13 protein-coding genes and 3 pseudogenes are annotated in these 7401 nt (G+C 48.1%); 6 read left to right on the top strand and 10 right to left on the bottom strand.

All coding sequences use genetic code 11. The features are described 5' to 3' along the window. Positions 1-12: 12 nt before the first annotated feature. The 10 genes and pseudogenes from FYJ34_RS11710 to FYJ34_RS11750 form a co-directional block, all read right to left on the bottom strand. Positions 13-225 (bottom strand): F0F1 ATP synthase subunit delta, encoded by a 213-nt coding sequence (locus tag FYJ34_RS11710; protein ID WP_154478938.1) that lies wholly within the window; start codon positions 223-225, stop codon positions 13-15. 116 nt (positions 226-341) lie between these two features. After that, positions 342-524 (bottom strand): annotated as a pseudogene (locus tag FYJ34_RS15615) (ATP synthase subunit B family protein); the annotation flags it as partial. Next, positions 521-694 (bottom strand): ATP synthase F0 subunit B, encoded by a 174-nt coding sequence (locus FYJ34_RS11720; protein ID WP_154478940.1) that lies wholly within the window; start codon positions 692-694, stop codon positions 521-523. The pseudogene FYJ34_RS15615 and the gene FYJ34_RS11720, both read right to left, overlap by 4 nt. Positions 695-746: 52 nt before the next feature. Then, positions 747-974, bottom strand: coding sequence for an ATP synthase F0 subunit C (gene atpE / locus FYJ34_RS11725; RefSeq protein ID WP_154475307.1), 228 nt, complete (start codon positions 972-974; stop codon positions 747-749). Positions 975-990: 16 nt separating this feature from the next. Beyond that, positions 991-1651, bottom strand: a pseudogene (locus tag FYJ34_RS11730) (F0F1 ATP synthase subunit A). Positions 1652-2136: 485 nt separating this feature from the next. Continuing rightward, the gene (locus FYJ34_RS14440; protein ID WP_330582654.1) at positions 2137-2421 is read right to left on the bottom strand and encodes a nitroreductase family protein; all 285 of its coding nucleotides are present in this window, start codon (positions 2419-2421) and stop codon (positions 2137-2139) included. Then, a complete protein-coding gene (locus tag FYJ34_RS14445; RefSeq protein WP_330582655.1) occupies positions 2397-2831 on the bottom strand; it encodes a nitroreductase family protein in 435 nt (144 codons plus the stop codon). Before FYJ34_RS14445 ends, FYJ34_RS14440 begins: the two co-directional genes overlap by 25 nt. A 99-nt stretch (positions 2832-2930) precedes the next feature. Beyond that, positions 2931-3164, bottom strand: a complete 234-nt coding sequence (locus FYJ34_RS14450; RefSeq protein ID WP_330582656.1) for a pirin-like C-terminal cupin domain-containing protein — start codon at positions 3162-3164, stop codon at positions 2931-2933. Next, positions 3143-3550 carry a pirin family protein gene (locus FYJ34_RS14455; protein WP_334296370.1) on the bottom strand — a complete coding sequence of 136 codons (408 nt, stop codon included), beginning with the start codon at positions 3548-3550 and terminating at the stop codon, positions 3143-3145. Before FYJ34_RS14455 ends, FYJ34_RS14450 begins: the two co-directional genes overlap by 22 nt. A 336-nt stretch (positions 3551-3886) precedes the next feature. Then, entirely contained in the window at positions 3887-4171 is a 285-nt protein-coding gene (locus FYJ34_RS11750) for a MarR family winged helix-turn-helix transcriptional regulator (RefSeq protein WP_235899517.1), read from the bottom strand. A gap of 63 nt (positions 4172-4234) precedes the next feature. Here FYJ34_RS11750 and FYJ34_RS11755 point away from each other — a divergent pair, with 63 nt between their 5' ends. The 6 genes and pseudogenes from FYJ34_RS11755 to FYJ34_RS13330 all read left to right on the top strand — a co-directional run bounded on the left by FYJ34_RS11755 (position 4235) and on the right by FYJ34_RS13330 (position 7300). Next, positions 4235-4546: a MarR family winged helix-turn-helix transcriptional regulator gene (locus tag FYJ34_RS11755; RefSeq protein ID WP_235899518.1), complete on the top strand. Its 312-nt coding sequence runs from the start codon at positions 4235-4237 to the stop codon at positions 4544-4546. Positions 4547-4558: 12 nt separating this feature from the next. Further along, positions 4559-5170, top strand: a complete 612-nt coding sequence (locus FYJ34_RS11760; RefSeq protein WP_330582657.1) for a pirin family protein — start codon at positions 4559-4561, stop codon at positions 5168-5170. A gap of 5 nt (positions 5171-5175) precedes the next feature. Continuing rightward, a pseudogene (locus FYJ34_RS14460) lies at positions 5176-5382 on the top strand (pirin-like C-terminal cupin domain-containing protein); the annotation flags it as partial. A 507-nt stretch (positions 5383-5889) separates the two neighbouring features. Continuing rightward, positions 5890-6198, top strand: a complete 309-nt coding sequence (locus FYJ34_RS14465) for a nitroreductase family protein (RefSeq protein ID WP_330582658.1) — start codon at positions 5890-5892, stop codon at positions 6196-6198. A 632-nt stretch (positions 6199-6830) separates the two neighbouring features. Continuing rightward, positions 6831-6977: a F0F1 ATP synthase subunit A gene (locus FYJ34_RS13325; protein WP_235899519.1), complete on the top strand. Its 147-nt coding sequence runs from the start codon at positions 6831-6833 to the stop codon at positions 6975-6977. A 29-nt stretch (positions 6978-7006) separates the two neighbouring features. Then, positions 7007-7300: a F0F1 ATP synthase subunit A gene (locus tag FYJ34_RS13330; protein ID WP_235899520.1), complete on the top strand. Its 294-nt coding sequence runs from the start codon at positions 7007-7009 to the stop codon at positions 7298-7300. Positions 7301-7401 lie beyond the last annotated feature (101 nt).

Consider the following 7401-nt stretch of genomic DNA (forward strand, 5'->3'; position numbering starts at 1 on the left):
CCGTCTCATACTTTACCAGAGTTTGCAGCAGCCCTTTATAAGCCTCCGGAAACACTCTGTCAACCACCTGCTTTTGTCCTGTCGGGAAACTCTCGGGTCTTCCAGCACTTTTTTCAGCTTCGGATTCTCCCGCAAAATCTCCCGGATGTCTTCCAGATCTGTTTCTTCGATTCCCAGTTCCCAAAGCGCCTTGACATAAGGAGAAATTTTTCCATTTCTTCTCATACCTTCTGCCTTCCTTCTTTTCTGATAAATTCCTGATATGCAGAAGACTGCGGGTTCTCCAGCAGTTTTTTTGCCTCTTCCATTGACAGCACTGCCGCCTGGGCTTTCACGTCCAAAAGCGCCTGTGTCTGCTTCTCCTCAATAGATGCCTTCGCCTCCTCCAGCTGTCTCCTCGCTTCCTTCTGCGCTTCCTCTATCAGCTGTCTGGCTTCTCTTTGCGCCTCTTCTTTCGCCTGCAGGATGATCTGCCTGGATTCCTCCTTTGCCTTCCCCCGGATGTCTTCATATTCTCTTTTCAGGCTTTCCGCCTGTTCCTTCTCCCGGCTTGCTCCTGCAGTTTCCCTTCGATCATCTGTCTGCGCTTTTCCATGATATCCATGACCGGACGGAACAACAGCTTGCGAAGAATGAGGAAAAGTACAAGGATATTTATCATTTCCAATACAAAATTCGCATCTAACCTTAACACATCTTTACCGCCTTTCTCAGGGTTCTCCTCTCTTCTCCCGAAAAAGTTCTCCTTATTTCAGGAAGAGGATGATCATCAATGCCACGATAAAGCCGTAGATGGCCGTTGCCTCTGCCAGTGCACATCCCAAAATGAGGGACTTACTGATCTTCTTTTCCGCCTCCGGCTGTCTTGCGATGGCTTCCGTCGCTCTTCCGGTTGCGATCCCGATCCCGACACCAGCTCCAATTCCCGTTAATACTGCTACTCCTGCTCCAATTGCGATAATTGTTCCCGACATACTATGTCCTCCTTCTTTATTCCATTTCTTCATTCATAAAAAGTGCCGTTAAAAATACAAATACGTAGGCCTGCAGCAGCCGTCGAAAATATCAAAGTAGAAACTGAGAGGAACGGGGATCAAAAGCGGTGCTACCTGCTTGATCAGTTCCATCACTACAAATCCTCCCAGCATATTTCCAAACAGACGCATGCACAGCGAAAGTGGTCTGATAAACACTTCCAGCACCATGATCGGCGCCACGAAGGGAACCGGTTCCCCGAAGTGTTTTCCCCAATGGCGGATCCCGTTTCTTCGTATCCCGCTGTATTCGATCAAAAGCATACTAAGAATGGCCAGCGCCGCCGTTACGTTCAGATCCTTTGTGGGTGGTTTGATCCCGATCAGCCCCATGGTGTTGGAGATAACCAGAAACAGTCCCACCGTCATCAGGTAGGGAATATAACCGGAATTTTCTTTTCCCAGGATCCCTTCAAAAAGATCCGTTCCCCATTGAATACATGACTCCAACGCAAGTTGTACTTTCCCCGGACGTTCCACCTTGAGATTCCTCACCAGGATCAGAGACAGCAGGGTCAGACACAGCATGATCCCCAGGTTGCCACCACCGCTTCGTCCACCTTGATCCCCCCGAAAACCGGAATCTCAAACACCGTTTTACAGGTTAATTCCTCCATGAGATTTTGAGTCAGTTTTTCCGTATAAATGCCCTCCTCTCCTCTAAGCTTTCCTCACATTACTGCCATTTTTTTCTTTTGTCAATCATCTTTTTCTCTTCGCTGTTTTCCTGCATTTCACCCCTTTTTTATTTATTTTTTTAAATTCAAAATCATGGATCCCCTTCCTTTTATTTATTTTTTCATCATTTTTTTGTCTCTTCCTGCTCTTTCTAGTTTCCTCCTTGAATTTTGTCCAAAATTATATCGGTTTCTTTTTTATTTTTATGGATTTTTACGAGAAACAGAATGTTTTATTTCGCGCAGCGCACATTCCTGTGAAACAAAAAAACATCTCCTGCACCCTTATGTCTGATGCAAAAGATGTTTTTTTCCACCTGAATTTCCGGATATTTTGAGGAAGTCCTTTGCCGCCTATTCCCTCACGGCAAAATAATTCCCCTCTCTGTCCGCCTATACTATCTACACTATCTGTACTCTCTGTTCTATTTTCTCTTCGCTTTTGCCTCCGGCTCCTTTTCTATCCCGCCAAACGGCATCTGTGCCACCAGCCTGTAGGTTTTGGGAAGCTTGTATCTTTCCCGTACCATGTCATCTATAACGGGATTGTAATGCTGCAGGGAAGCTCCGATCCCCAGCTCTGCCAGCGCCGTCCAGATGCTGATCTGCAGCATTCCATTGGCATGGTTTGCCCACACCGGAAAATTGGCTGCATAGGTCGGAAACTTGGCTGCCAGTCCGTCTACTACCTCTTCTTCGTAAAAATACAAATCGTTCCTGCTCCATTTCGGAAGGACTGGATCTTGTCATGCGGTACCTTCCCCTCAAACACCCTCTCAATCTCATCCCACAGCGCCTCATGCTCTTCCCCAAAGGCCGCCACGACCCTCGCACTCTTCATATCAAAGGCATCGGGAACCAGTTCCGTCACTCTTTTTATTACTTCCTCCACTTTTTCCTTCGCAACCGGAAGCTCCTTGTTTAACAGATAACGACTTCTTCTCTTTTCCAATCCTGTGATCACGCTCATGTCTGTTCCTCCTTTTTCTTTTTTGTGTATTCGGTTTCCCTGTTCTGTCTGCCTTGTTCTGTTTGCCTTGTTCTGTCTGCCTTGTTCTGTCTGCCTTGCCCCAGCATATGCCTTCGTCTGCAAAGCCGTCACTGTTTTCCCGTTTTCCACTTTTCATTCGTTCCGGAAAAACCGCTCTTTTGAACCCCGGATCCGCCTGTGTTTTTAAGGGCTTTCTCCCACGATGCCGGCGGCGCCTGCCTCGGTCGATTATTTGATAAAGGTTCCTTCCTCCAGCTCCTTGAACGCCTGCTGCAGTTCCTCCCTGGTGTTCATTACCACCGGCCCTCCCCAGGCGATCTCCTCCTTCAATGGACTTCCACTGAGAAACAGAACTTTGGCTCTTTTTTCTTTTCCTTCTATCGTCACCTGGTCTCCGTCCGATAACAGAGCCGCCGTCTTTTCTTCCAGATCTTCTCCTGCTACCCGTACATCCCCCAGCAAAGGAAACAGCAGCGCCTGTCTGCCCTTCTCTGTGGAATGGTAACCGTCTTTCCCGGTTCTACCGTAATATCATAATAGTCAATAGGCTGATAGTTCCCCTGGACTCCCTGCTGCCCGTCATAGCTTCCTGCCAGGATCCTGAGGCGGCCTCCTTCCAGTTCCACTTCCGGGATCTGGTCCCTCTTGATGCTGCGGTAAGCCGGCTTTGTCATTTTGTCCTTTGCCGGAAGATTCAGCCATAGCTGCACGCCCAGCATCCGCTCGCTTGCCGGCAGCTGTTCTTCATGGATGATGCCGGATCCTGCCGTCATCCACTGGACTTCCCCATCTTCCACGGTGTCTTCAAAGCCCAGATTGTCCTTGTGTTTCATTTTCCCCTGCCACACGTAGCTGATGGTCTCGATCCCTCTGTGGGATGCGGCGGAAAGCCCGCTATATAATCCTGCGGATTGGTGCTGTCAAAAAGAGTCCAGCATCAAAATAGGATCAAATTCTTTGCGGTCTGGCTGCCCAGCACTCTTACCAGCTTCACACCGCCTCCATCTACCGTTTGAAATCCTTTTACCTTTTTTCTGATCGTTCTATTCATGTAAGATCCCTCCTAATTTTTTTAATAGGAACAACAACTGCTTCTTCTCTTCCGCGGTCAATTCTTTCATTTTTCTCTGATCATCTCCCTGTTCTTTGGAGCCGCCTGCTGAATGACACTCCTCCCTCCTCTGTCAGATGAAGGATGCAAAGCCGCTTGTCCTTTGATCTGCCAGTCGTTCCACATACCCTCTTCCTACCAGATTGTTGACGATGACCGGTATGGTTCCTACACTGCTTAAAATCTTTTCCCGCACTTCTCCTACGGTCAGATCTCCCTTGCTGTACAGCGCTTCCAACACTGCAAACTGGCTCAGCGTCAACCCGTATTTCCCTGCAATCCTTCCCGTCTGCCTGTCCAATTCATTGGTATTGCGGTGCAGTCCGATGACGATTTTCATTTCTTCCAGTGGATCCATATATACTGCACCGCAATACCAATGAATTGGACAGGCAGACGGGAAGGATTGCAGGGAATACGGTTGACGCTGAGCCAGTTTGCAGTGTTGGAAGCGCTGTACAGCAAGGGAGATCTGACCGTAGGAGAAGTGCGGGAAAAGATTTTAAGCAGTGTAGGAACCATACCGGTCATCGTCAACAATCTGGTAGGAAGAGGGTATGTGGAACGACTGGCAGATCAAAAGGACAAGCGGCTTTGCATCCTTCATCTGACAGAGGAGGGGAGGAGTGTCATTCAGCAGGCGGCTCCAAAGAACAGGGAGATGATCAGAGAAAAAATGAAAGAATTGACCGCGGAAGAGAAGAAGCAGTTGTTGTTCCTATTAAAAAATTAGGAGGGATCTTACATGAATAGAACGATCAGAAAAAAGGTAAAAGGATTTCAAACGGTAGATGGAGGCGGTGTGAAGCTGGTAAGAGTGCTGGGCAGCCAGACCGCAAAAGAATTTGATCCTATTTTGATGCTGGACTCTTTTGACAGCACCAATCCGCAGGATTATATAGCGGGCTTTCCGCCGCATCCCCACAGAGGGATCGAGACCATCAGCTACGTGTGGCAGGGGAAAATGAAACACAAGGACAATCTGGGCTTTGAAGACACCGTGGAAGATGGGGAAGTCCAGTGGATGACGGCAGGATCCGGCATCATCCATGAAGAACAGCTGCCGGCAAGCGAGCGGATGCTGGGCGTGCAGCTATGGCTGAATCTTCCGGCAAAGGACAAAATGACAAAGCCGGCTTACCGCAGCATCAAGAGGGACCAGATCCCGGAAGTGGAACTGGAAGGAGGCCGCCTCAGGATCCTGGCAGGAAGCTATGACGGGCAGCAGGGAGTCCAGGGGAACTATCAGCCTATTGACTATTATGATATTACGGTAGAACCGGGAAAGACGGTTACCATTCCCACAGAGAAGGGCAGACAGGCGCTGCTGTTTCCTTTGCTGGGGATGTACGGGTAGCAGGAGAAGATCTGGAAGAAAAGACGGCGGCTCTGTTATCGGACGGAGACCAGGTGACGATAGAAGGAAAAGAAAAAAGAGCCAAAGTTCTGTTTCTCAGTGGAAGTCCATTGAAGGAGGAGATCGCCTGGGGAGGGCCGGTGGTAATGAACACCAGGGAGGAACTGCAGCAGGCGTTCAAGGAGCTGGAGGAAGGAACCTTTATCAAATAATCGACCGAGGCAGGCGCCGCCGGCATCGTGGGAGAAAGCCCTTAAAAACACAGGCGGATCCGGGGTTCAAAAGAGCGGTTTTTCCGGAACGAATGAAAAGTGGAAAACGGGAAAACAGTGACGGCTTTGCAGACGAAGGCATATGCTGGGCAAGGCAGACAGAACAAGGCAGACAGAACAAGGCAAACAGAACAAGGCAGACAGAACAGGGAAACCGAATACACAAAAAAGAAAAAGGAGGAACAGACATGAGCGTGATCACAGGATTGGAAAAGAGAAGAAGTCGTTATCTGTTAAACAAGGAGCTTCCGGTTGCGAAGGAAAAAGTGGAGGAAGTAATAAAAAGAGTGACGGAACTGGTTCCCGATGCCTTTGATATGAAGAGTGCGAGGGTCGTGGCGGCCTTTGGGAAGAGCATGAGGCGCTGTGGGATGAGATTGAGAGGGTGTTTGAGGGGAAGGTACCGCATGACAAGATCCAGTCCTTCCGAAATGGAGCAGGAACGATTTGTATTTTTACGAAGAAGAGGTAGTAGACGGACTGGCAGCCAAGTTTCCGACCTATGCAGCCAATTTTCCGGTGTGGGCAAACCATGCCAATGGAATGCTGCAGATCAGCATCTGGACGGCGCTGGCAGAGCTGGGGATCGGAGCTTCCCTGCAGCATTACAATCCCGTTATAGATGACATGGTACGGGAAAGATACAAGCTTCCCAAAACCTACAGGCTGGTGGCACAGATGCCGTTTGGCGGGATAGAAAAGGAGCCGGAGGCAAAAGCGAAAGAGAAAATAGAACAGAGAGTACAGATAGTGTAGATAGTATAGGCGGACAGAGAGGGGAATTATTTTGCCGTGAGGGAATAGGCGGCAAAGGACTTCCTCAAAATATCCGGAAATTCAGGTGGAAAAAAACATCTTTTGCATCAGACATAAGGGTGCAGGAGATGTTTTTTTGTTTCACAGGAATGTGCGCTGCGCGAAATAAAACATTCTGTTTCTCGTAAAAATCCATAAAAATAAAAAAGAAACCGATATAATTTTGGACAAAATTCAAGGAGGAAACTAGAAAGAGCAGGAAGAGACAAAAAATGATGAAAAAATAAATAAAAGGAAGGGGATCCATGATTTTGAATTAAAAAAATAAATAAAAAAAGGGGTGAAATGCAGGAAAACAGCGAAGAGAAAAAGATGATTGACAAAAGAAAAAATGGCAGTAATGTGAGGAAAGCTTAGAGGAGAGGAGGGCATTTATACGGAAAAACTGACTCAAAATCTCATGGAGGAATTAACCTGTAAAACGGTGTTTGAGATTCCGGTTTTCGGGGGATCAAGGTGGACGAAGCGGTGTGGCAACCTGGGGATCATGCTGTGTCTGACCCTGCTGTCTCTGATCCTGGTGAGGAATCTCAAGGTGGAACGTCCGGGAAAGTACAACTTGCGTTGGAGTCATGTATCAATGGGGAACGGATCTTTTTGAAGGGATCCTGGGAAAAGAAAATTCCGGTTATATTCCCTACCTGATGACGGTGGGACTGTTTCTGGTTATCTCCAACACCATGGGGCTGATCGGGATCAAACCACCCCAAAGGATCTGAACGTAACGGCGGCGCTGGCCATTCTTAGTATGCTTTTGATCGAATACAGCGGATACGAAGAAACGGGATCCGCCATTGGGGAAAACACTTCGGGGAACCGGTTTCCCTTCGTGGCGCCGATCATGGTGCTGGAAGTGTTTATCAGACCACTTTCGCTGTGCATGCGTCTGTTTGGAAATATGCTGGGAGGATTTGTAGTGATGGAACTGATCAAGCAGGTAGCACCGCTTTTGATCCCCGTTCCTCTCAGTTTCTACTTTGATATTTTCGACGGGCTGCTGCAGCCTACGTATTTGTATTTTAAACGGCACTTTTATGAATGAAGAAATGGAATAAAGAAGGAGGACATAGTATGTCGGAACAATTATCGCAATGGAGCAGGAGTAGCAGTATTAACGGAATTGGAGCTGGTGTCGGATCGGAT

This window comes from Suipraeoptans intestinalis (assembly GCF_009696485.1).
Lineage (GTDB): Bacteria > Bacillota > Clostridia > Lachnospirales > Lachnospiraceae > Suipraeoptans > Suipraeoptans intestinalis.